The organism is Microcoleus sp. CAWBG58, assembly GCF_020883045.1.
Taxonomy (GTDB): domain Bacteria; phylum Cyanobacteriota; class Cyanobacteriia; order Cyanobacteriales; family Microcoleaceae; genus Microcoleus.
In genome coordinates this window covers 46,119-69,418 of sequence record NZ_JAHRFA010000016.1, presented here as the reverse complement: position 1 = coordinate 69,418, position 23,300 = coordinate 46,119, and the positions used below count along the sequence as shown (strand labels likewise).

Below are 23,300 nucleotides of genomic sequence, written 5' to 3'. Positions count from 1 at the left end.
ATCAAGTGCGGAAAGAAAGATGAAAGTAGCGATCGCGGGAGCAACGGGATTTGTCGGTACCCGGCTGGTGGAGAAGCTGCAAGCAGCCGGACATCAAGTGGTAGTTTTGAGTAGGGATGCGGCGAAAGCTGGGCGAGTTTTCCCGGCTTCGGCTTATCGGAATTTGGAAGTTGTCGCCTACACTCCGGCGGAGTCTGGTGATTGGCAAAAGTCGATCGCGGGCTGCAATGCTGTGGTTAATTTAGCTGGGGTGCCGATTGCGGAGGAAAGGTGGACGGAAGCCCGCCAGCAAGCGATTCTCGACAGTCGGAGATTGACGACGGCAAAATTAGTAGAGGCGATCGTCAATGCTAATCCTAAACCATCGGTGTTTGTAAGCGCATCGGCGATCGGCTATTACGGAACCAGCGAAACCGCTGAGTTTGACGAAAACAGCCCTGCGGGAAACGATTTTTTAGCAGCAGTTTGCAAAGATTGGGAAGCTGCGGCCCAACCAGCCAAAAATGCGGGTACCAGGCTAGCAATTTTGCGATTGGGAATAGTTTTGGGAATGGGAGGCGCCCTGGCAAAAATGCTGCCACCTTTTAAACTATTTGCTGGCGGCCCAATTGGCACAGGAAAACAGTGGTTTTCTTGGATTCACCGCGAGGATGTGGTTGATTTAATTTTGTATTCTTTGCAAAATTCGCAAGTTCAAGGTGTTTTGAATGCGACAGCACCGAATCCTGTGCGGATGAATGAACTGTGTCAAACTTTAGGGGAAGTTTTAAGTCGGCCTTCTTGGTTGCCGGTGCCAAGTTTTGCTTTGGAAATGCTGTTGGGAGACGGTGCTAAAGTTGTTTTGGAAGGGCAAAAAGTTTTGCCGAAACAAACTTTGGCTAGCGGTTTTCAATATCAGTATCCGACGCTGAAGTTAGCTCTAGCAGAAATTTTGGCGGGTAATTAAATCCTGCGTTTTTAGATATCCCTCGTTCCCGGGCTATACCTGGGAACGAATATTCAAAGGCTCTGCTTCGTTTCTTAAAATAAAGCATCCCACTCAACAATCAATCACATCAAATATCAACAATCCATGTCGATGCCTCGGGTGCGATCGCATTTGCTGCGAACTCCAAGCAGTAGAATTAGATTCTTGGCAAGAATACACGCTGTTAAAAATCGATAACGCCGATGTCGAGCCGATTTATTTGTTAAAAATGACTTGTCCGATCACCGGATACATTCACGGATTGCGAGTGCCGCCAAATGTAGTATCAGCACAAGAAGCAATTCATTGGGTAAATTGGGAGATAGATCCAGAGGAATTTAGCGTGCAAACTTGAAATTTTTCCAACTTAGTTTATAATTCGCGTCATATCATCATAGTTTACCGCAATTTTATGTCAGAACAACAAGAAGGGCGATCGATGAATTTCAGCAGCCTTGCCGATTGGTTCAAGCACAAAGATACACTTTCAGAAGCTGCAAAACATACAGTTGATGCACTGTTAAAATATGCTGGCACTTCTAACATAGATGAAGCGATCGCGATACTGTCAAGCAGGGATGAACTGTCACTGGAAGCCTGTCGAATATCGGATATCGCACCCCTGCAATCTCTGACTAATTTGACTTCTCTAAAACTTGCAGAAAATCAAATATCAGATATCTCAGCCTTAGCATCTCTTGCTAATGTGACTTCTCTGGAACTCTGGGAAAATAAAATATCAGACATTACGCCCTTACGAGCGCTTACTAATTTGTCTCATTTGGAGCTAGGCAAAAATCAAATATCAGATATCTCAGCCTTAGTATCTCTTACTAATGTGACTTCTCTGGAACTCTGGAAAAATAAAATATCAGATATTACGCCCCTACGATCGCTGACTAATTTATCTCACTTGGATTTGTTCGACAATCAAATATCGGACATTACAAGCCTGCGCTCGCTGACTAATTTGACTTCTCTGACACTTTGCGAAAATCAAATATCAGACATTACGCCCCTGCAATCTCTGACTAATTTGAATAAGCTAGATCTCTACCAAAATAAAATATCAGATATTGCACCTCTGCGGTCGCTGATTAATTTGTCTCATTTGGAGCTAGGCAATAATCAAATATCGGACATTACAAGCCTGCGCTCGCTGACTAATTTGACTTTTCTGGAACTCTGGAGAAATCAAATATCAGACATCACCCCCCCTGTGCTCGCTTACTAACTTGACTTCTCTGAAACTCTGGGAAAATCAGATATCAGACATCACGTCCCTAAGCTCGCTAACTAATTTATCTCGCTTGGATTTGTCCTACAATAAAATATCAGATATCGCGCCCCTAAGCTCGCTAACTAATTTATCTCGCTTCGATTTGTCCGATAGTCAAATATCAGATATCGAACCCATGCGATCGCTGACTAATTTATCTTACTTGGATTTGTCCGACAATCAAATATCGGACATCACGAGCCTACGATTGCTGACTAATTTATCTCACTTGGAACTAGAAAACAATCAAATATCGGACATCACGAGCCTGCAATTGCTGACTAATTTATCTCATTTGAAGCTAGAAAATAATCAAATATCAGACATCACAAGCCTGCGATCGCTTACTAATTTATCTCATTTGGAGCTAGACAATAATCAAATATCGGATATCACGAGCCTGCGATCGCTTACTAATTTATCTCATTTGGAACTCGATTACAATCAAATATCAGACATCACAATACTGCAATGTCTGGCTAATTTGACTTTTCTGTCTCTTTGTGAAATTCAAATATCAGATATTGGACTTCTTCGATCGCTGACTAATTTGACAGAGCTTTATCTGTCCTACAATAAAATATCAGACATCACGCCCCTGCAATCTCTAACTCTGTTAACCGGGCTGTATATATATGCAAATCAAATATCAGATATCACTCCACTGCAATCTCTGACTCATTTAACTAATCTGGGCTTGGGGGACAATCAAATATCAGATATTACTCCACTGCAATCTCTGACTCGTTTAACTAATCTGAATCTGAGAAACTCTCAAATATCGGATATTACACCCCTTCAATATCTAACTAAATTGAAATGTCTGTCTCTCAAGGGCAATCAAATATCAAACCTTACACCTCTGCTATCTCTGACTCGTTTAGTTCATCGCCTGAAATTAAGCTTTACACCCGAACAAAATGCTCTCATCCAAGCCAGCCGTCATAAGTGGGAAATTCTCGCCAACTCGACTAAACCGATCGATCGCGCGCAAGCCGCATCCGCCGTTAAAACTGCTTGCAGTTCCCTCAATTTAGCAGCGCCAGAAATCGTGTTTTGCAAGAGCATCAAAGCAGAGTTAGAACAACTGCAAATGTCAGAGAAATCGCCAGACGATGTTATTGGTTGGTTCCGGCTACTTAACAAACAGCTAAGAAAGGCGCTGCGCCCTTTAGGTTTAAGGAAAGAATTGCAGCAGCATTTAGCAGACTCACTTCTCGAATGGGAGTCACAGCTATTCCAACACGCGCAAGAAAATATCTCCAACTCTGGGAATTATTCAGGGTTGATACTTACTAGAAAATACTTGGTTCAAAATCTTACTGTTATTGATTTCTATATTGGTTACTTAGGTGTTGTTTTTCAGCCAGATTTCCTGAAAGTTGTTGAAACACTGAAGCAGATTTTAGCAGAATGCGGCTGGATTTTGATGTATGAAAATGTTTGCTATGTATGCGATCGCCCCATCAAACTTTCCCTTGATACCGAATACCGCCTTCATGCAGAAGGAGAAAGCGCGATCGAATTTTCCGATGGTTACAAACTGTATTCATATCGTGGCATCACCTTACCTGAAAAATACGGGCAAATTCACCCTGACAACTGGCAAGCACAATGGCTTTTAGAGGAAAAAAATGCTGAACTCAGGCGAGTGTTAATTCAGGGAATTGGTTATGCTAGAATAGCCCGTGAATTGCAAGCTACAGAATTAGATTGTTGGAAAGAGTACGCGCTACTGAGAATTAATGCCGATATTGACGGCTTCAATCCTGAAGACTTTGAGGGCGATGATGACGCTCCCAAAAAAGAAGATATTTATCTGTTAAAAATGACTTGTCCTAGCACGGGACACATTCACGCTTTGCGAGTGCCTCCTGATGTAGTATCAGCACAAGAGGCAATTCGTTGGGTAAACTGGGACATTGACTCAGAGGATTTTTTAGTGCAAACTTGAATGCAAGCAGCAGAAACACAAGAACCTTAGATTATTTGTTCGTTAAGATGATTTCAGGAGATACGATCTATGGTAGTTCCAACAAAGTCAACGATTTCTCTGGCAGAGTTTTTGCAATTGCCAGAAACTAAACCCGCCAGCGAGTACATCGACGGTCAAATTTATCAAAAACCTATGCCACAAGGAAAACATAGCAAACTTCAAGATGAACTACTGTCAGCAATTAATCAGCTAGGAAAGCCGACGAAACTAGCTCATGCTTTTCCAGAATTGCGGTGTACGTTTGGAGGGCGATCGATCGTTCCCGATATTGCTGTTTTTGAGTGGTCTAGGATTCCTCTTGATGAAGATGGAGAAATTGCCAACCGTATCGAAATTCCACCGGATTGGATAATTGAAATTCTGTCACCAGACCAATCTCCAAATCCAGTTATTAAAAAAATTCTTTTTTCCATCCGGCAGGGTACTAAATTGGGTTGGTTTGCCGATCCGAGAGATAGATCTGTAATCACTTTTCAGCCGAATCAAATGCCTGAATTTATATCTGGTACGGATCTCTTACCTGTTCTTAGCGTATTGGAAGATTGGCAGCTATCCGCAACCGAATTATTCAGTTTGCTGAAAATAAATTGACGAATTTTATCTGACTCGATAAACTGATGTCTGACGAGCGCGCCAGATATGCAATCACAATGATACAGATAATTTGCAAAAAAATTGCAACTATTTGCTCCGTATTAATAGCAGTAACTTTAATTTGCCTTTCCCAGACATCGCCTTGTTTCGCAGTAGAAATATCCACACCGCAACTCGGCCCAACTAACCCCCAAGAACTAGAACTTTTTATCGATGATTATTTTGCTAAGGAGATGAGCAAACAACACGTTCCCGGTGCGGTGTTCGCTCTGGTAAAAGATGGCAAAATATTTTTTAGCAAAGGCTACGGATATGCTGATTTAGAAAATAAAATACCTGTAGATCCAGACAAAACGCTGTTTCGCGTCGGTTCTATCTCCAAGCTATTTACAGCTACAGCAGTGATGCAATTAGCGGAACAAGGCAAACTCAATTTAAATGATGATGTTAACAAGTATTTAAAGCGCTTTCAAATTCCTAATACTTATCCGAAACCGATCGCATTTACGAACCTGCTGACTCACACCGACGGCTTCGATGCGGGATGGGGTATCGGTGCATTCGCCCGCAAGGCATCGCAGATGATACCGTTAGGTGATTTTATCGCAAAACGTCTGCCGCCGCGCATTCTGCCGCCCGGTGAAGTATTTCTCTACAGCGACGTGGGAATGAACTTAGCCGGCTATTTAGTCGAAGAAATTTCTGGGATGCCCTTCGCTGAATACGTTGACAAAAACATCTTGCAGCCCCTGAATATGCGCCGCACGAGCTTTGTGCAACCGCTACCGCCTCAGTTAGCATCGGATTTTGCTGTAGGCTACAAATATAAGGATGGCACTTATCGGCGAAGACCTTTTGCATACAGCAATACTGTTCCCGGTAACGCACTGATGGCTACAGCTACAGACATAGCACATTTTGCGATCGCCCATTTGCAAAAAGGCCGTTACGAAAATGCCCGCATCTTAAAGGAAGCTACAGCAACAGAAATGCACCGCCGCCAATTTGCACAGTATCCAGGTATGGTAGGTTCCACCTACGGATTCTTTCAACGAGTGCTCAACAAACAGCGGACAATTTCCCACGGAGGCCGCCATGCCGGATATACTAGCGAATTGTATTTACTGCCCGATCGCAATTTAGGATTTTTCATTTCTTGTAACAACAATCCCACACGTTTAGCCGATAAATTAGTTGACAAATTTTTAGATCGCTACTATCCCCCAGACAAGAAAATAAAACCCATTCCCCCAGGCATCAAGAGTTCTCAAGCACACTTGCAAAATCTCAGCGGTAACTATCGCTACGTTCACTATCCGCACCACACGATTGAAAAGCTAGCCGCAATTTTCGGAGAAGCGGCGGAACTTCGGACTTTTGCCGGTCAAGATGGAACGTTATCGCTTTGGGTGCCAGAATTTAAGTCAGTTGAAATTCAGCCGCTGTTATTTCGCTTTCTTTACTCGAACAATCTTATGGGATTTCGGCAGGAAGATGGACGGCGAATCACTCATATGTTTCTCGGTCATTCAGTTTATGATTCTCTGGAAAAGTTAACTTGGTTTGAAACTAACGATTTTCAGTTGAAGTTAGCGATTTTCTGCACGCTAATATTCGGCTTTACTTGCATTATTGCCGTCGCTCGCAACCTACAAAAACCCACTTTTCCTCGATCGAAAATAGCTAGTTTAGCCATGTTTTTAGCTGTTTTAATCAGTGCCTTAAATTTAGTATTTTTAATTGGCACGGGTCTGGTTTTGTCTCAAGCTGATTTTTGGGAGTTATTCTTTGGACTGCCGGGAATATTTAGGTTGTTGCTGTTGATTCCACCGATTAGCACTTCTCTGACACCGGGATTGATTGTGTTCGCATTTCTTACTTGGAAAGATCGCGCGTCTCTAATTTGGAAAGTTTATTACTCTTTAATTGCCCTGGCTGGCTGCGGATTTGTATCAATTTTCATCAACTGGAATCTTTATTACCATTGATTGTAATTCATATGGTATCCGGTCGATTGACCGCAATAAGTAAAGTTCGTAGTGCGGACTTCAGTCCGCTTTCATGCTGCGGACTGAAGTCCGCACTACAAACAACTGGAATAAGTAAAGTTCGTAGTGCGGACTTCAGTCCGCTTTGATGCTGCGGACTGAAGTCCGCACTACGAACAACTGGAATGTTTATTACGATCGATTGTAGGCCCGCAACTACCTAAAATTCTATTCGGCCGCCCGTGGCTGACGCGCATGAAGCTGGCGATCGATGAAAGAAAGGGAATTTTAACTTTAGAATAGGTGGGAGAGTGAGATTTGCTCACTTTTACGATCGCTTTAATCCATAAAACACTAATCAACATTAGCCCTGTGCCAGTTAAAATGGTGGAATGCACAAACGATCAATTTAGGAAAAACTGTTAATAAGATAAGAAAGAAGCCCGCCTTCAGTCAAAGGTGGGCTAAATTCATGCCAGCTTACCGACAGCTAGGCAATTGGGTCTCTTAGCGGATTGACGTAAAAGTTGAGAAAAAGATCCTAATCTTCCGGAAAAACTTATCCCCAACTATTAAGCCTCAGTTTACCCAAGCAGATCGGGAAAATTTCGCACGCAGCGATGTTTCCCTGCAATTGGGGAAATGCTGGGGCTTTGTTTTGCCAGCAATCCCCAATCTCAAAGGGTTTAAGCGTCGTGATCGTGAGCAAAACGGCGGAAGAGGAAGTCTAGGGCGTAGTTCCGCAAGTTGTAATATTCGGGATCTTCCATCATTTGTACCCGATCGCGCGGACGTGGGAAAGGAATCTCCAAAACTTCGCCAATCGTTGCTGACGGGCCGTTGGTCATCATCACCAGTCGATCGGCTAAAAACAGCGCTTCGTCAATGTCGTGAGTAATCATCAACACTGTACAGCGGTGATCGTTCCAGATTTTCAGCAACTCTTCCTGCAATTCTTCCTTGGTAATTGCGTCGAGAGCACCAAAGGGTTCGTCCAAAATTAGCACCTTGGGACGAATTGCTAAGGCGCGGGCGATGGAAACCCGCTGTTTCATACCCCCGGAAATTTGCGGAGGTCTTTTCTCAGCAGCTTCTGTTAGTCCCACCATTGCTAAATGATCTTTGACGATCGCATTTTTTTCGGCTTTCGACTTCTCTGGAAATACAGCATTAACGGCAATGTAAACATTTTCAAACACAGTCCGCCAAGGCAATAAAGCGTAACCTTGAAACACTACCATGCGATCGGGGCCTGGCTTTTCGATCCGCTGCCCGTTAATCGACACGGTGCCATCGCTGGGATGGCTAAAACCGGACACCATATTTAACAGTGTTGACTTACCGCAGCCGGAGTGTCCGATCAGAGTAATAAACTCTCCCTCAGCTACGGTCAAGTTAACGTTTTCTAATGCTCTGTAACCGTTTGGATATACTTTATAAACATTGTCCATCACCAAAAACGGCTGGCGGCGATCGTTTGGTTGCTGGAGCTGGGTTTTGGTGTTCGTCTGGTTCGTAGTGCTTTTGAGCATGATTTTGGAAGTTGTGAGTGGGTGATTGGCGAGCGCAAATAATCGAATCTTGAATCGTGAGTTGCGAGTTGAGACTAATAAAACCGTTCAGTTTTTCTAGTTTGTATCGAAGTCTAGATCCCCCTAAATCCCCCTTAGGTCGGGGGACTTTGAAGCCTCTTATTTCTCCATTTTCAGGAAGACTTCGAACACTCTTGTCCCCCATTTTTAAAGGAAGTAGGGGTTGACTTTGACCCCTCTTGTCCCCCCCTTATTAAGGGGGGTTAGGGGGGATCTCCGGGTTTAAAAACACGCCCTAGAAGGAATCGAGTTGCTCATAGTCAGACAGATCCTAAGCAGCTCTGCGACCCGAATCCAGAATCACTTCAGCCATCGTGTAATCGCGTTTAATCGCTAGATTGTTGAGATAGCCGATCGGATCTTCAGCATTAAACACCGAGCCATCAAACAAGCGGAGAGAACCCCGAGTGTAAGTAATATCAGACATTCCCAGCTCGCGCGCCGCTGTACTGAAGGGGCCGACTCTCACCACCCGTTCCAGAATTTCTACCCAGTTGCGGGGGAAGACTGTATCGCCCCAACGCGCCATCTGTACCATGTGCCACAACTGTTCGGTACGGCTTGGGCGGTTCACCCCGTCGCCGGCAAACAAGTGGTGAGCGTATTCCCGCATTGGAGTCTCCAAATCGCAAGCACTAGATTTGGGATCGCCAATTTGGATGTAACTCTTGTCAGTGGCGACGTACTCCCGTCCCGCCACAATTTCGGAAACTTCTTGAGCGTGGGCAGGATCGCTGCAATAGTGGCAAGCTTCTAGCAAAGCTTTCACCAGAGCAATGTGAGTGTTGGGGTAAGCATTTGCCCAGTCTTCCCTAACTCCCAGAATTTTTGCCGGGTGTCCAGGCCACAGTTCCAAATCCGTAGCCACGGTAAAGCCGACTCCTTCCATCGCCGCGCGCAAGTTCCAAGGTTCGCCGACGCAGAAACCGTCGATCGTTCCGCCTTGCAAGTCCACGATCATCTGGGCTGGAGGGATGTTTTTTAGTGAAACATCACGATCTGGGTCAATTCCGCCGGAAGCCAGCCAGTACCGCAGCAACAGGTTGTGCATCGATGAAGGGTGAACGATGCCCATGCGGTGGGTTTGGGCGGGAGTTCTGTGCAGCATTTCTTTGAAATCTGCCAGAGTGTAAATCCCTTGGTCGTAGAAACGACGGGCCAGGGTAATTCCGTTGCCGTTGCGGCTCATGGTGAGGGCTGTAACGGTTGGTACGGGCTTCTCTTGGTGCCCTCCCAAGCTCAACCACGCTGCCATCCCAGAGGGCATTTGGGCTGCGTCTAGGTATCCGGCGGCGATGCCATCTACGATACCGCGCCAGCTTGTTTCGCGCACGAGATGCACTTCATCGAGGCCGTGTTTGGCGAATAAGCCTTTTTCTTTGGCGACGGCTAGGGGAGCACAGGCTGCCAGGGGGATAAAGCCGAGTTCGAGGTTGACTTTTTCTAGGCCGTGGCGGGCGATCGCCGGTACTTTCCGCGCGCGCAGTTTTTTCACCCGTTTCTGCTGGTTGAGGAAGTAAATCATTTCGCTCCGCAGCGCGTAGTAGCTGGGGTGCGAGACTACTTCCATGCGTACCCGGGGGCGGGGGATGTCTACTTCGAGGATGCCGCCAATTTTCGATTCTGGGCCGTTGGTGAGCATGACGATGCGATCGCTCAGCAGCACCGCTTCATCTACGTCGTGCGTTACCATCAGGGCGCTGATTTCATACTCTTGGCAAATTTCCATCAACTTTTCTTGCAAGTTGCCGCGAGTCAAAGCGTCTAGGGCGCCGAAGGGTTCGTCTAAGAGTAACAGTTTGGGACGCAGGGCTAGGGCACGGGCGATCGCCACGCGCTGTTTTTGTCCGCCGGAGAGGAGTGCGGGTTGCTTCTCGGCGTGGGGCGTCAAGCCCACCATGTCAATGTGTTTTTGGATGATGTCGAGGCGCTCGGCTTTACCTAAGCCGCTCATTACTGAGTCTACGGCCAGGGTAATGTTTTCTCTGACAGTCCGCCAAGGTAGCAGCGAATAGTTTTGAAACACCACCATGCGATCGGGGCCCGGCTGAGTGATTCTTTGTCCGTCGATCGTCACCAATCCTTCTGTGGGCAGATCCAAACCTGCCACCATATTTAGTAGCGTAGATTTACCGCAGCCTGAGTGTCCGACTAAGGAGATAAATTCTCCTTTTTTAATTTCTAAATCAATGCCTTTGAGGGCTACGTATGTGCCGCCGTCTGTTAAATTAAATGTTTTTCCGACTTGTTCTACCGCAATCAAAACTGACATGGTTTTCTTGCCTTTTTTGTAGGTTTGTCCTTGATTTTTCGATTATTGTTGACTGTTGACCGTTAGCTTTTATATTATGCCGATCGCCCAACTGCAATAATAATATTGGTTCGTACTGAGGACTTCAGTCCTCTTCTCTTAAAAAGCTGAGGACTGAAGCTCTGCTACTCGTTTAACTGGTTCCCACGCACAGCCTGGGAACCAGTTAACTCTTATCCACTCTCAACTGTTGTCAGCGATCGATTGTTCTGAACTATTAACTGTCAAGGATCGTCTCAATTTTTGCAAAAAATATTTTTTCTTTGAGTGCTGTCCCCACTCGCGATATACACCTCGCTCTTCGAGGACAGCACTATAAAATGCAAACAAACTGAGACGATCCCAACTGTCAACTGTCAACTGTCAACTGTCAACTGTTTTTACTTGCCCTGAGAGGGAGCAATTTTTTGCTGCAACCATGCCATCAGGCGATCGAGCATCAAACCAACAGCCCCAATGTAGAACACCGCTAATAGAATTTCACTGATGTAGTTTTGCTGGTAAGCATTCCAAATAAAGAAGCCAATACCTGTAATCCCAGACATCACGATTTCCGCAGCAATAATTGCCAGCCAAGCCAAACCGATCGCAATTCTCAATCCTGTGAAGATATAAGGAAGCGCCGACGGAAACAAGATATTGATGTAATATTCCTTCCGAGAAAGTTGCAGCACTTTGGCTACGTTATTATAATCGTCTGGAATTTGGCGGACACCTTCAGCGGTGTTGATCAAAATCGGCCAAACAGAGGTAATGAAAATCACGAACAAAGCAGCAGGTTCGTTTTGTTGCAATGCAGCCAGGGCAATGGGTACCCAAGCCAGAGGCGCCACCATCCGCAAAAACTGGAAAATCGGGTCTAAAGCCTTGTTCAGGAAGGGATTTGTACCTACCACAACTCCCATGCTAATGCCCACAGTGGCCGCGAGAGTGTAGCCTTTTGCTACCCGTTCCAAACTAGCCAGAGTCTGCCAAAATAAGCCAACTCCATAGGTTTTGGAGTTCATGAAAGGATACATCAACAAAATCCGCGTCCGTTCATCAGTCCAAACGCTAGTTGGAGGTGGTAACTTGATGATTCCTGTACCCGACAGGAATTGCCAAATGAACAGAAACCCTAAAAGTCCTAAAATTGGCGGCAATATATTTGACGAATTCTTTTTCCAAAACTCGCCAAAGGCTCCTTGGACATCTACTCCGCCTTTCCGATTTGTACTTACAGCCATGCTGCTAATCTCCTCTATTTGGTGCTGTTGGTTTGCGAGACTAAATTATGGGAAGTTAGAACCCCATCACACTATTAACTGTCAACGGTTACACAATCTTGCTGTCAACTGTCAACGATTACACAATCTCGTTGTCAACTGTCAACTGTCAACTGTCAACTGTTTAATCACACTTTTTTAATAGCCAAACTCTTGAGGTAAGCTTCTGGCTGCTCCGGATTAAATTCTATGCCATCAAAGAATTTCTCCTTACCACGAGACGTACTTTTGGGAATATCAGCCTCAGCAACTCCTGCTAATTTAGCTGCTTTCTTCCAAATATCTGAGCGGTTGACTTTATCAATGAGTCCCTTTTTGTCTGCCAAGGTTTTTGTTGGCAGGAAACCCCAGCGAACGCTTTCGGTAATGAACCACAAATCGTGGCTCTTGTAGGGATAAGAAACGTTGCCGACAGGATCTTTCCAGTACAGCGGGCCCATGTTGATGTCGTTGATGTCGGGTTTGCCGTCGCCCATCACATATTTGCCTGAAAAGGGAGGGGTCAAAACTGCCGGAGATACATCAAAGAAGCTTTTTCCAGAAACAATAGAAACCAATTCGGCTCGATTTTCGGGCTTGTCGCACCACTGCTGTGCTTCAATTATTCCCGCTAGCAAGGCTTCGGTGGCTTTCGGGTGTTTGTCTACCCAGTCGCCGCGAATTGCTAGATATTCCTCTGGGTGGCCTTTCCAGATTTCGGCAGTCAGGGCTGACATGAAGCCGATTTTTTCTTTGACAATTCGCAGAGGCCAGGGGTCGCCTGTACTGAAACCGTCCATGCTGCCGGTTTTCATGTTGGCCACGGTTTGGGCTGCCGGTACTGTTAGCAACTCGACATCTGCGTCGGGATCGATGCCGTTGGCTGCTAGCCAGTAACGAAGCCACAAATCTTGGTTGGCTTTGGGAAAGGTGTAGGCTGCTTTGAAGCGGGTACCTGCTTTCTTGAGTCCGAGAATGTAGTCTTGGGCGGATTTGTCTAGTTTGAGTCCGAGGCCTTTACCTTCATGTTTGGCAGCGATCGCAATTCCATTTCCCTGAGTGTTTAGCTGTAACAGCACGTACATCGGGATGCCGGCTTTCTCCTTGGTGATCAGGCCTTTGCTAATCAAGTAGGGCATGGGCATTTGCCACTGGCCGCCATCAATGCCGCCGCCTGCTGAGCCGATTTCTACGTTGTCTCGGGCGGAACCCCAGTTGGCTTGTTTGGCGACTTTGACATCTACCATCCCGTATTTGGCAAAGAAGCCTTTTTCTTGGGCAATAATTAATGGTGCTGATTCGACGATCGGGATATATCCCAATGTAATCTTCGTGCTTTCGATGCCTTCTACTCTTTTCTCGTTTGCCACCGCAACTGCTGATGTGGCAACAGGGGCTCCTCCAGCCTTACCAGCACCACCGTCAGCAGTTCCACCGGGCTCGGGCGGATTTCCCAAACAGCCTTTGAGCAGTACGGAACTGACGGCAGATGCACCTGCTGTAACTATAAATTTGCGCCGCGAAAAATTTTCAGAAAATTTGGTCATAGCCTAGCCTCGCTCCAATACATAATCTTCTGTAACGACATCACTGAAGTTTATCAAAGCACTTTTTGCTGTTCGCTAAATTTGGCTTAGGGAACTGTTTTAAGCGCGGGTTGGCAGTAAGGATGAAAAAACTTATTGTTACCATAAGCTTTTATGATATCCCTGCTGATTTGACTCTTTTGATTAACTCAATATTGCGATCGGCCAAGTTGTGTTAACTCGCCAAAAGCGAGTTCTACATTTAATTGGCTTGTTTATTCAGTTTACCGTACTCTTGTTGTGATTATAAAACAAATATTAAATTTAAATTATAAGTAAATGTTTTAGGCGGTTGTTCTCAATAAGTAGCTGTTTTTTGCAGGTCGGGTTTGAATTCGGGAAGTGTTCATATAAAAGTCTCTTGTTTATAAGGGTTTTAGCGTAAGGCCCTCTGGGGGGGATGCCACCTCATTGTCAATAAGCCGGAAATTAGGCTGCCGCCAGTCATTAATATTGCTTAATAAATCTCTAATTTTTGGCAAAACCGAAAAGAAGTATTCTGCGATACAGAATTATCGTACAATAATGTTGTAGGGAAAATTTATCATCAAAAACAGTCGATCGCCCTTAGGGATGGAAATGGCGATCGGGAATTCAATCCCTAAGGGCGATCGTCAAAACCTGTACAAAGCGACCCAACAGCAGTAGTAGTCGAGTCTGGTTTGTCGCCACCAACAACCCAGGCGGGCCCTCTTGGCACAGCCCCTTGAATCCACATTACCGACAGCGTTGCAGATACATCCTCGCAACCATATCTCCAGGATTAGCTTGCAAACATTTCTCAAACAGTTGAAAGGCAGTCTCTTTATCCGAGGAATGATAGAAAACGATCGCCTGTTCAAAAGTGCTTTTCATGGCTAACTTCCCCTCTCGCAATTCGGGCACATCGGCATCGAAAACCTCATACACAGCTACCTGTTCGGACTTCCCCTTGACTCGAACGCGATCGATCAAACGAATGTGATATTTTCCCGGATTTTTCAATACCATAAATGTGCGATTGCTAATCAACAAAGGCACACCGTACTGTTTGGTTAATCCCTCCAAACGAGATGCTAAATTCACCGCATCCCCGATCGCAGTACCATCCATCCGAGATGCACCACCCACCGTTCCTAGTATTAATGTCCCAGTATTAATACCAATCCCAATTTTAATTGGCGGACGTTCCGGTCTCGTGCGCGTGATATTATAGTCAGCTAGTCTTTGTAGCATCGAAATTCCACCCCTAACTGCCCCATCTGCATCTCCACTAAATAAAGCCATAATTGCATCACCAATATATTTATCAATAAACCCATGATTTTCAATAATTGCTGGTTCCATCCGAGAGAGATAACCATTAATAAACTTAAAATTATCATCCGGCGTCATCCTTTCTGATAGACTTGTAAAATCTCGAATATCAGAAAACAACACCGAAATTTCTTGCTGAATATGTTCGCCTAATTGAATATCAAGAAAACTCTTTTTTTCCAATAACTGAAGGAACTGACGGGGTACAAACCGTAAAAAAGATTCATTGAGTGCTTGCAAATAACTTTCTTTTTCTTGAAGTTCGGCAATTAGTTTAGCTTGCTGGCGAGTCAGCGCTTCTAACTCTTGATTCATTTCTAGAAGTTTAGCATTTTTTTCTGCCAGTTTCTTATCTTGAATGTAACTGTGAACAGCTTCTGCTACCGTTAGTCTTAAATCTTCATTATGCCAAGGTTTACCGATGTATCGATAGAGTTTAGCGTATTTGACCGCATTAGTAACCGCTTCAATAGTAGCTTGACCCGTCAGCATTACTTTCAGCGTTTTTGGGGAAAGTTCGTGAACGCGGCGCAAAAGTTCGTCTCCCTTCATATCCGGCATAATGTAATCGGAAATAATTAAGGGAATTTCATCTCCATCTTCAAGTAATTCTCCAAGCAATTCTAACGCATCCTCTCCCCCTTCAGCGATCTCGACTCGATACTCTTCTCCAAATGATTTTCTCAATTCCGCTTTCAAACTCGTCAAAATGATAATTTCATCATCTACACAAATAATGACAGGTTTTTTTGCAACTTTTGTCATAGTTTTTTTAATCCAGACTTGACGATATCGATCGACTGATTGGGCGACCAGGGTTTAAACAAACATTTATCTACCTTAGCTGCTGCATAAGCCCGCTCGATAGCTTTTTTATCTGCTTGTCCTGTCAATAAGATTTTGACAATTTTAGTAATTTTCTCATTAACTGAAACTAGAAATTCGTTGCCTTTCATTCCGGGCATTAGCCAATTAGAGACAACCAATAAAATGCTAATATGATGTTTATAGCCTTTCTCAAAAAGATGAGGTACGTCTGAGATCTGGTATAACCGCTTAGACTAAGAGGGCTTAAGCCCAACAACATACCTCATCTTTCTGATAACCGCTATATTTAATTCATCAATAATATTTAGTGCTTCTTCAGCATCTTGGGCAATTTCACAAGCATAGGAACTGCCTAGTGCTTTTCTCAATTGGGCTTTCAAACTTTCCAAAATTACAGTTTTATCATCAACACACAAAATAACGGGTTTAGACATGGTAGTTAATCGGTTGACGGTTGACGGTTGACGGTTGACGGTTGACGGTTGACGGTTGATAGTTGATAGTTGATAGTTGATAGCACTTGACAAAGGAAGGAAGATAATTGGAGGAATGAATAGTCTGATTTTAATTTCTCTCGATCGGGCTTGGGGCTTTAAACCAATTCTTTGCGGTAACTGTTGGCGGAGCAACCCGCGACGCAAATCAATTGCTGAACCATTGTTTAAATTGATGTTAATCGGTTTAAATATATGCTTGATTTGTTGAATTTTAAATTGTAGACTAATATAGTTCGGGACTTTTTTGTGGTTAGAGGCGGGTTTGTTTAACCTGTTTGCGGGCTTTGGGATATTGATGAATCTGCCCCTACAGATTGTTGAAAATGATGCACGATTTCAACCAGCACGAATCGACTGGACATGATATTAGTTGCTGAATTTGTCAGACCTGATGGATCTGAATGTAGAGATACCTAATGGAGTAGAGACAAGAAAATGATTCCTGAAGCAGAAACTTCATTATCTTTACAACTGCTTTGCAGTATATCAGGATTTTTTTAATTTGGTTGATATTTATAATTTATTTTGAGTATTAATTCTTGATTCTGATCTTGACTTTGGCTTCGGTGTATGTATAGAACAATAATTGTTTTTTTATCGGAATAATTTACCGCAGAGGATGCAGAGGGAGTGAAGAGAGAGATGAATAATAGCGATGCTAATGGAATTGATATTACACGATCGCACTTTTGATCGTAAACCATAATTGGTTTGAGGGTGATGAATGCGAGTTAGGCGTCATGGATGCGGACTCGCATTCCTCACTACGAACCTTTGTCATGGATGCGGACTCGCATTCCTCACTACGAACGTTTGTGAGGACTTTAATTCTAATTTTTGCGGACTAAAGTCCTCACTACGAACCTTACTGCGAACTTTTAGCGAATGCCGAATCTAGTTAGTTGGGCGGATCGAAGCGGTTGACAGACAGCGCAACACCGATCATTGGTAGGGCGACGCCGAAGCAAATCAGCCACTGATCTAGGTTCATGGGGGCTGTCTCGAAGATGCGATTGATAAACGGAGAGTTAGCAAAGATGATCTGCAAGATTACAGCTGCGACAATGCCGACACCGAGGGCGGGAGCTCCGCTAACTTTTTCCTGAGAACCGCTAAATTTAGCCATTAAAGAAGGCAACAACTGGCTGAGACTCAGTAGGTAAAAAATTCTGCCCATTACTAAAGCTTGAATCGCCATTGTTCGGGCTAGCGGCAAAGTTCCCCACTCGGCTTGACGCACCCATTCAAACATTCCGAAAATTATCGTCCAATTGTACAGAGAAATAGCTAAGATGCGTTTGATCCGATTTTCTGTCAGGAAAGGTTCGTTGACTGGGCGCGGCTGCTGTTTCATCACTCCGGGAGACTTGGGTTCGAAAGCGAGCGGCACAGTCATGGTGATTGAATTGAGCATATTCAGCCAGAGGATTTGTAGCGACAAAATCGGCAATTCTCGGCCGAGTAGAGTGCTGAGCAAAATTGTCATTGATTCTCCGCCGTTGACTGGGAGAATGAAGCTGATGGATTTAAGTAGGTTTTTGTAGACCGATCGCCCTTCTTCTACCGCATACTCGATCGACGCAAAGTTATCATCGGTCAAAATCATGTCGGCGGCTTCCTTAGAAACCTCTGTACCGCTACCCATGGCGATGCCGATATCCGCTTGTTTCAGGGCGGGGGCGTCGTTAACGCCGTCTCCTGTCATGGCGACTATTTCGCCTTTTTGCTGCAAAGCTTCTACGAGGCGCAGTTTTTGTTCTGGGGCGACGCGCGCAAAAACTGAGCCTGCTTCTACGGCTTCGGCGAGTGTGTTTTTGTCCATTTCGGCGAGTTGGGCGCCGGTGTAGGCTACAAGTTCTCTATTGTGTTTGGTTTTGCGGAATCCCATGCGGCGGGCGATCGCCCTGGCGGTAGCGATGTGATCGCCGGTAATCATTTTAACTTGAATGCCGGCGGTTTGGCAGGCTTGGACGGCGGCGATCGCAGAGGCCCGCGGTGGGTCGATCATGCCTTGGAGTCCGAGGAAAACTAGCCCTGATTCTACGTCTGAGTGAGCAACGGAACTCTGTTCGTGGGGAACGATTTTTTTAGCAAAAGCTAGGACGCGCAAGCCTCGATCGGCCATTGCATCGACTTGCTGGTGGATTTGCTGGCGATCGACTTCTGTCGGATTTCCTTCAGTATCGAGACTGGAACCGCAGCGGGTGAGAATTGATTCGACAGAACCTTTGACATACAAAATTTTGTCGCTTGTCGGAGTTCGATGCAGTGTCGCCATGTATTGAAACTGAGATTCAAAGGGAATTGAATCTAGGCGCGGCATGGATTTTTCCAAGACTTGTTGGCTGAATTCTGCTTTTTTACCTGCTGCAATTAAAGCTCCTTCTGTCGGATCGCCGACGACAATCCAATCATTATCTTTGAATTCTAAGTGAGAGTCGTTGCAGATCATTCCGGCTTGCAAACATTCTTGCAAAGCTGGAGATTGAGTGACACTAATTGGCAGTTGGTTGAGTTCAATGTCGCCTTCTGGACTGTAACCTGTACCTGTAACGGAGTAGGATTTGCCACCAGAATAGATTTCTTGCACTGTCATCTGATTTTCTGTCAAAGTTCCGGTTTTGTCGGAACAGATGACTGTGGCGCCACCTAGGGTTTCTACTGCGGGGAGTTTGCGGACGATCGCGTGTTTGGCGGCCATTCGGGAAACGCCGACGGCGAGGGTGACGGTGATGACGGCGGGAAGTCCTTCGGGGATGGCGCCGACGATGAGGGCGACTGCTGGTTCGACGGCTTCTTTAAAGGCTGAAACTCCGGCTGGTACGGGTTTTCCCAAGCGCACGGCGAAGGTTAAGGTTGCCATTGCGAGGACGAATAGCAGCCAGTTTTGACTGAATTGGTTAAATTTGCGGGTGAGGGGTGTGGTGAGATCGATGTGGCGATCGAGTAATTGGGAGATTTTGCCGGTTTCGGTGTTGTTGGCGATCGCAATTACAATACCGCTACCTTGGCCGAAGGTAACAAAACTGCCAGCATAGGCCATGTTATCGCGTTCTGCGAGCGGCGTTTCTTGTGGCAAAACTAGATCTCCAGACTGTCCGAGTTGTTTTTCGACAGCAACGGATTCGCCCGTAAGTCCAGATTCATCTATTTGCAAGTCGCGCACTTTAACTAAGCGCAAGTCTGCGGGTACTTTGTCACCGGAAGTCAGGGTTACTAAGTCGCCCACAACGAGTTCTTTTGAGGGAACTCTTAATTTTTTGCCGCCTCGAATTACTGTAGCTTCTGTGGTGACTGCTTGGGCTAGGGCTTCGATTTTTTTCTCAGCCCCGGCTTCTTGGATGAAACTAATAGTAGCGTTGGTGGTGGTGACGCCCCAAATGACGCTGGCGTTGAGCCATTCTCCGATTAGTGCTTTGATTAAACCTGCACTCAGCAATATAATCAGCAAAGGTTGGTTGAATTGCAGGATAAATTTTAGCCATGCTGGTTTCCCTGCTTTGACTGTTAGTTCGTTAGGCCCAAATTTTTGTTGGCGGCTGGCTGCTTCTGCTGGATCGATACCGTTTTCCAGATTAGTTTCTAATTGAGTTGCAACTTTGGATCTTTCTAAGTAGTGCCAATATTTCTCTGCTACGTCTACATCGTTGGCGGCTTTTGCTGGCATAATTTTTCCTGGATTTTTGTTGTTTGGCGAGCTTTCTTTTATCGATCTTGAATCAGCACGCTCAATACAACTCCTCGCTCTAAGGAGCGTGAATATATTGAGCGACAAGAGAGTTGATTAATTGTTTGAAAGCGTTGTATAGCGGATCTAGCGAAAGATGAGGTATGTTGTTGGGCTTCAGCCCTCTTAGTTGAACTGGTTATGTAAGCTGTCAGTCATACCTCACCTTTTTGAGAAAGGCTATAACTTCCATCTATCCTACAACAGATGTGTTTGTCTTTGTGAATTGGTTTGGGAAAGTCTTTTCGGTGCTCAATCTTTTTTGGGAGTTTTCCGAACAAGTAAAAAAAGCTACTCAACTTCTTGACAGATGGCAAGTTTTAGGTTGTATAGAGTCCCTATCTCTTTAGCATAAACGGTTTGATTTCCGTACTCTTTAACTGTCTCAGGTCAATTGTCAACTATCTACTGGTACATAGCGCTTCTCAGAAAAGTGAGGTATGCCCTATGCCCTATGCCCGGTTTGGCCTATCCCCTATCCCCATGAGTACCTCATCTTTTTGAGAAAGGCTATATGTCTTCCTTGTCTTGTTTATTTTGTAGTTTCGTGCTGTGAGATTTTCCGACTGTCGGATTCGCCCACGGGCGATCGCGAGTGCGCGCGTGTTACAACCTAGGTTAAGCAACAAAATTGTGATCTCATGGAAATAGTGGTAACGCTGCTGGTGGGTTCGGCGCTGTTTGTCTGGGGAATGCACACAGGAAAGGCGTTAGTGCGATCGGGAGTGACGGCTAACGATCTGTTTAAGGGCCGAAACTCGATCGCCCTGCTGTTTTTGGGTTTTTATATTGGCTTGCTGCTGCTGGCGTTAAATCTGCCTCAAATGCCTGTTTTGCCGATCGAGTGGCGATTCCACGGGATGCGAGTAACTTGGACTCTGCTGCGGGTGATGCTGATGGGAGTCTGCGGTATTGGGTTTACTGTAAGTTGGCTGACGGCGCGATCGCAAGTAATCGCAGTAATTTTAATTGGCTTGTTGGGATTGGGGGGATTTACCAGTGCTGAAGCTTATTTCATGGCACCAATTTATGCTGATTTAGTCGATAATTTGCGGCCGAATGGTGTATTTCGGCAAACATCTAACAGTAGTTGCGCCCCTGCGGCTTTAGCCACAGTCTTGAGAAAGTGGGGAATGGATGCGACAGAATCAAGCGTAGCACGTTTAGCCGGCACAAGTCGTTTGGGAACTTCGATGCCGCAGTTAATTGTAGCAGCAAGAGCCTTGGGAATTAACGCCATAGAATTGAGGCCGACTTGGGAACAAATACAGCAAATCAATCGCCCCGGAGTGCTGTCAGTTTCGCTGGCTACTGGGGCTATCAAACGGCCGCACGCGGTGGCTTTGCTGGCGATAAATGACACTGTAGCTATTATTGGCGATCCGGCGTTCGGGAAGATTTTTTCTTTAGACAGGCCAACTTTAGCTCGATTTTGGCTGAATAATGAATACGTGCCGATTTTTCGCGCAACTGATATTTTGTTAAGTGACAAGCAAGCTGTTGATTATTTGACTAATTTAGGATATAATTCTGGCAATTTAACAGCAGATATCGAGCGCTTTCAAAAAGATAAAAACTTGAAAGTCAGCGGCAAGCTAGACCGAATGACCGAGTTAATGTTGAGCGGCCCTTTCTTGGAAGGAGTCCCCAGATTGGATGGTAAATAGTCATTATTATCAGAATTAATGAACCGCAGACAACGCAGAGGACGAGAGAAAAGAGCAAGAGAGAGTTTTTTCGCAGAGTGAAAATGGAACGCAAGCATCTCGTTTTCGCAAAAAGCATTTTTTTAAGTGCTGTCCGCCAAGAGCGTCGTTTCTAAAGCTTTGCTATGCTCTTCAAGGGCTCGCATTACAAATGCAAAACCCAGATGCACCCGAATGGAAAACGGAACAAGTCTGCCTTGTCTTACTTTTTACCCAGAACAGGAGACTAATTACTATGATTATAGTACACTAAAAAGTGCTTTACAACTCAATCAATATCATGTAAAGTACGAAAAATATTATATTGTTACACGCATTGCAATACAACCCCTAATCTTATGAGCAACCTTAAATTTTGGACTCCGGTTTATCAATTGTTTAAGCCGGATGAACCATTAAGGAACCAAGAACTGCAAGATCTCTATGTTCGTCGAGATGACAGCCCAGTCGATCGCCTGATGAACTTGTTGGCGATGGATGACACTTCTGCCAAGTTTCTGCTGGCGGGACACCGGGGTGGTGGTAAAACTACGGAATTACGGCGGCTGGAACAAAAATGTGTTTCAGATTACACAGTGGTTTGGGTTGATACAGATACTGCTCTCGATAAGTACAATATTGGTTATGCAGAAGTCGTAGTTCTAATTGGGCTGCAAATTGTTGAGCAATTGCAGAAGCTGGGTTGGAAGCTTCCTGACAAACTAGAAAAAGAATTATTGGCAAGTCTAGCGCGCGTTACCTATCAGGATAAGTTAACAGGAGGAGGAAATCTAGAACTTCCCAAACTTTTTCAAGAGTTGGGGATGTTGCTGAGAGTTGGGTTTCAGCGAGAAACTACGACAACTCGTGAAGTTCGCCCAGCATTAAGCGAAATTGTGCGTAAGGTTAACGAAATTATTGCGATCGCAGAACGGGAAAAGCCGAAGCTGCTAGTGATTGTTGATGGCTTAGATCGGAAGGATTTTGGGATTGCACTCGAAATGTTTTCTAGTTCTTTGATGACCGACCTCAACTGTCATATTGTTTATGCTATTCCTATCTCTCTGCGTTATTCCTCAGCTTTTCGTCAGCCGATGCAGAGCTTCGATAAATGTCTTGATTTGGCTAATATCCCAGTTTTTAAATGCGATCAAAATGCACGATCGACTAATGAGGCCGATAGCGTAGGACGACATATTCTGGCAACGGTGCTTCAAAAGCGCATCGGCAAGCTCAACACCAGCTATAGCAACCTGTTTCATCCTGATGCACTGGATTTGCTCTGCGAAAAAAGTGGAGGCGTTATGCGAGATTTAGTGCGGCTTGCCCGGACATCTGGAGAGGTTGCTTTACGCAAGAAAAGTAGCGAGATTAGTTTGAGCGTGGCTAAGGATGCTGTACGAGAAGATCGTCAAAGCTACACGGTTGAAGATTATCAGTTTCCTGAGCTACACGCGGTGCGTAAAACAGGGCAATTGACTACGAATGCGTTTGATTCTCCCAAGCACGGAAAGATTGTAATCTGCGATGAACTTTTACATAATAAGCTAGTCTTGGGATATCAAGATTCCGAATACGGACGATGGTTTGATGTTAATCCAATTTTGTCACCAGATCTCGAACGCTGGCGATCGATTAATCCTGGAAATCTATAGATTTATTGGACTCATTCTCCAATTATCTTAAAATTATCTGCATTGTGTTGTATCG

At 45.0% G+C, this 23,300-nt stretch carries 17 protein-coding genes and 2 pseudogenes; 10 read left to right on the top strand and 9 right to left on the bottom strand.

From position 1 onward, the window contains the following. The first annotated feature begins 19 nt into the window (after nt 1-19). The 7 genes and pseudogenes from thyD (at nt 20) to QZ918_RS09705 (ending at nt 6,824) form a co-directional block, all read left to right on the top strand. A complete protein-coding gene (gene thyD, locus QZ918_RS09735) occupies nt 20-946 on the top strand; it encodes a thylakoid membrane protein ThyD (RefSeq protein WP_293334029.1) in 927 nt (308 codons plus the stop codon). Between the two features lie 136 nt (nt 947-1,082). Beyond that, nucleotides 1,083-1,322: pseudogene (locus QZ918_RS09730) on the top strand (leucine-rich repeat domain-containing protein); the annotation flags it as partial. A 57-nt stretch (nt 1,323-1,379) separates the two neighbouring features. After that, nucleotides 1,380-2,201 (top strand): leucine-rich repeat domain-containing protein, encoded by an 822-nt coding sequence (locus QZ918_RS09725; protein WP_293334027.1) that lies wholly within the window; start codon nt 1,380-1,382, stop codon nt 2,199-2,201. Nucleotide 2,202: 1 nt separating this feature from the next. Next, a pseudogene (locus QZ918_RS33090) lies at nt 2,203-2,262 on the top strand (hypothetical protein); the annotation flags it as partial. A gap of 87 nt (nt 2,263-2,349) precedes the next feature. Beyond that, the gene (locus QZ918_RS09715) at nt 2,350-4,200 is read left to right on the top strand and encodes a leucine-rich repeat domain-containing protein (RefSeq protein ID WP_293334094.1); all 1,851 of its coding nucleotides are present in this window, start codon (nt 2,350-2,352) and stop codon (nt 4,198-4,200) included. A gap of 69 nt (nt 4,201-4,269) precedes the next feature. Beyond that, nucleotides 4,270-4,833 (top strand): Uma2 family endonuclease, encoded by a 564-nt coding sequence (locus QZ918_RS09710; protein WP_293334025.1) that lies wholly within the window; start codon nt 4,270-4,272, stop codon nt 4,831-4,833. A gap of 59 nt (nt 4,834-4,892) precedes the next feature. Further along, nucleotides 4,893-6,824 carry a serine hydrolase domain-containing protein gene (locus tag QZ918_RS09705; protein WP_293334023.1) on the top strand — a complete coding sequence of 644 codons (1,932 nt, stop codon included), beginning with the start codon at nt 4,893-4,895 and terminating at the stop codon, nt 6,822-6,824. A 170-nt stretch (nt 6,825-6,994) separates the two neighbouring features. On the opposite strand, the gene QZ918_RS09700 is transcribed toward QZ918_RS09705, so the two are convergent. The 4 genes from QZ918_RS09700 to ntrB form a co-directional block, all read right to left on the bottom strand. After that, complete coding sequence (locus QZ918_RS09700) at nt 6,995-7,189, bottom strand: hypothetical protein (protein WP_293334021.1); 195 nt, start codon at nt 7,187-7,189, stop codon at nt 6,995-6,997. Nucleotides 7,190-7,510: 321 nt separating this feature from the next. Continuing rightward, nucleotides 7,511-8,356, bottom strand: coding sequence for a nitrate ABC transporter ATP-binding protein (locus QZ918_RS09695; RefSeq protein ID WP_293334019.1), 846 nt, complete (start codon nt 8,354-8,356; stop codon nt 7,511-7,513). Nucleotides 8,357-8,687: 331 nt separating this feature from the next. Next, nucleotides 8,688-10,688 carry an ABC transporter ATP-binding/substrate-binding protein gene (locus QZ918_RS09690; protein WP_293334017.1) on the bottom strand — a complete coding sequence of 667 codons (2,001 nt, stop codon included), beginning with the start codon at nt 10,686-10,688 and terminating at the stop codon, nt 8,688-8,690. Between the two features lie 419 nt (nt 10,689-11,107). Further along, the gene (gene ntrB / locus QZ918_RS09685; RefSeq protein ID WP_293334015.1) at nt 11,108-11,953 is read right to left on the bottom strand and encodes a nitrate ABC transporter permease; all 846 of its coding nucleotides are present in this window, start codon (nt 11,951-11,953) and stop codon (nt 11,108-11,110) included. Here ntrB and QZ918_RS09680 point away from each other — a divergent pair. After that, a complete protein-coding gene (locus tag QZ918_RS09680; RefSeq protein WP_293334013.1) occupies nt 11,952-12,134 on the top strand; it encodes a hypothetical protein in 183 nt (60 codons plus the stop codon). The two genes, ntrB and QZ918_RS09680, sit on opposite strands and share 2 nt — an antisense overlap. On the opposite strand, the gene QZ918_RS09675 is transcribed toward QZ918_RS09680, so the two are convergent. From QZ918_RS09675 to QZ918_RS09655, 5 genes are all read right to left on the bottom strand, one after another. After that, on the bottom strand, nt 12,121-13,518 hold the full coding sequence (locus QZ918_RS09675) for a CmpA/NrtA family ABC transporter substrate-binding protein (RefSeq protein ID WP_293334011.1): 1,398 nt from the start codon (nt 13,516-13,518) through the stop codon (nt 12,121-12,123). The genes QZ918_RS09680 and QZ918_RS09675 overlap by 14 nt on opposite strands. A gap of 756 nt (nt 13,519-14,274) precedes the next feature. Further along, complete coding sequence (locus QZ918_RS09670; RefSeq protein WP_293146255.1) at nt 14,275-15,618, bottom strand: adenylate/guanylate cyclase domain-containing protein; 1,344 nt, start codon at nt 15,616-15,618, stop codon at nt 14,275-14,277. Continuing rightward, nucleotides 15,615-15,818, bottom strand: coding sequence for a response regulator (locus QZ918_RS09665; RefSeq protein ID WP_293334009.1), 204 nt, complete (start codon nt 15,816-15,818; stop codon nt 15,615-15,617). The genes QZ918_RS09670 and QZ918_RS09665 overlap by 4 nt, the downstream gene beginning before the upstream one ends. A gap of 96 nt (nt 15,819-15,914) precedes the next feature. Then, the gene (locus tag QZ918_RS09660; protein WP_293334006.1) at nt 15,915-16,322 is read right to left on the bottom strand and encodes a response regulator; all 408 of its coding nucleotides are present in this window, start codon (nt 16,320-16,322) and stop codon (nt 15,915-15,917) included. A gap of 754 nt (nt 16,323-17,076) precedes the next feature. Continuing rightward, the gene (locus QZ918_RS09655; protein ID WP_293334003.1) at nt 17,077-19,845 is read right to left on the bottom strand and encodes a cation-translocating P-type ATPase; all 2,769 of its coding nucleotides are present in this window, start codon (nt 19,843-19,845) and stop codon (nt 17,077-17,079) included. Between the two features lie 701 nt (nt 19,846-20,546). On the opposite strand from QZ918_RS09655, the gene QZ918_RS09650 reads away from it, so the two are divergent. Together QZ918_RS09650 and QZ918_RS09645 are read left to right on the top strand one after the other, a co-directional pair. Next, complete coding sequence (locus tag QZ918_RS09650) at nt 20,547-21,572, top strand: cysteine peptidase family C39 domain-containing protein (protein WP_293334001.1); 1,026 nt, start codon at nt 20,547-20,549, stop codon at nt 21,570-21,572. A 377-nt stretch (nt 21,573-21,949) separates the two neighbouring features. After that, nucleotides 21,950-23,245: a P-loop NTPase fold protein gene (locus QZ918_RS09645; protein WP_293333999.1), complete on the top strand. Its 1,296-nt coding sequence runs from the start codon at nt 21,950-21,952 to the stop codon at nt 23,243-23,245. Nucleotides 23,246-23,300: the final 55 nt, after the last annotated feature.